This window comes from Mesorhizobium sp. M2A.F.Ca.ET.037.01.1.1 (assembly GCF_003998075.1).
Lineage (GTDB): Bacteria > Pseudomonadota > Alphaproteobacteria > Rhizobiales > Rhizobiaceae > Mesorhizobium.
In genome coordinates, this window is record NZ_RZSA01001536.1 from 1 (window position 1) to 918 (window position 918).

Annotated in this window: 1 protein-coding gene; it reads right to left on the reverse strand. The window is 60.6% G+C overall.

Annotation, left to right across the window (positions count from 1 at the left end):
* Positions 1-204 precede the first annotated feature (204 nt).
* On the reverse strand, positions 205-918 hold a 714-nt coding region (locus EOA27_RS41760), incomplete at its 5' end, for a hypothetical protein (protein WP_210214208.1).

A 918-nucleotide genomic window follows, 5' to 3' on the forward strand; every position in this document is an offset into this window, starting at 1 on the left:
CTATGGTGCCAGGCTTCGCAGGCGAAGGCGCTTAACCCCCCCTGTTCACCATAAAGTCCGATCCTGAGTCGCCGGCTGGCGATGCGCCGGAAACCCATCCGCGCCTCCCGGCGCGCGATCTGGGAGACTGAAAAGATTGTTGCCGATATGAACAAGCTGGAGCAGGCCGCCTGTCTCGATGAGCGGCTTCCAGGAGGCCGAGCCTCAGCCGGCGCCGCGATCATCCCGTCTTTCGCTCCGGCTTGGCGCGGTCGCGCTTCTCGCCGCCGTGGCCCTGACTGCCGTCTGGCAATTGTTCTGATCCCTGCATGCGGCAGCTGGCATGTCGACCAAAGCTGCGCGGCGGCTTTGGGTAAACGTCCATAAGGAACAGGACTTGTTGCGCGTCGTCTGATTCCCTTCGACACTACGCTTTGAACCCGGCCCCGGAACTTTCGCTCGCCGAGAATCGTTGTTTGCGGCGAGAGGTTTGGAGCCATGGAACACATCGCCGCACTGCTCTTCGTCGTCGGTTGCTCGAGCACAATGACCGATTGTCGCGAGCTCCAGGTGCCAGTCAGCGTCTTCGAGACCGAGCAGGCCTGTACGGCCGAACGGCCCTTCGCCCTCGGCGACCTGCAGGGCCAGGCCCCGCACATCGTCGGCAAGTGCCTTACCGTCGATCCGGCCCTGGAAGATGATTACGATCAGATCGCCTAGAACGTGCGGCCCGACGGCACGCTGGTCGCGTCTTTGGAGGTTTCCGGCATGCTTGTCGCGTCGAACAGCGCGCGCCCCGAAAAAGACTATCTTAAACAACAGTAAGAAGGGCAGGCAAAGCCCTTTTTTCATGCTAAATGGCGGCTGGCACTGCCGAAAAGTGAGGACAAAAGTGAGGAGCATTTCAATGCGGAAGATGATTATTGCCATGGTTGCCGT